Source organism: Halomonas marinisediminis (assembly GCF_004347715.1).
Lineage (GTDB): Bacteria > Pseudomonadota > Gammaproteobacteria > Pseudomonadales > Halomonadaceae > Halomonas > Halomonas icarae.
In genome coordinates this window covers 1-232 of sequence record NZ_SLTR01000727.1, presented here as the reverse complement: position 1 = coordinate 232, position 232 = coordinate 1, and the positions used below count along the sequence as shown (strand labels likewise).

The following is a 232-nucleotide window of genomic DNA, read 5'->3' as shown; positions in this document are numbered from 1 at the left end:
ATTGGCGCGGGCTGAGTGCAGAAGGGTTGAGCTTGCTCGCCCAGACCGCGGAGTTATGCAGCTTCGCCCAGGACGAGGATCTTACGCCCGGGATTTTTGTTATAATCGAGGGTCTTGTCGGAATGATGCGCGGCATTCGCGCGGATCAGAGTGCCGTGCCCGCGCTTTACCTGAAATCCGACCTCGTCGATCTGACGCGCAGTCCGGATGATGAGCAGGATCGCCTCGTCGC

1 pseudogene is annotated in these 232 nt (G+C 59.9%); it reads left to right on the top strand.

Annotated features, from left to right (window positions below):
* A pseudogene (gene dnrF, locus E0702_RS21440) lies at nucleotides 1-232 on the top strand (Fnr/Crp family transcriptional regulator DnrF); the annotation flags it as partial.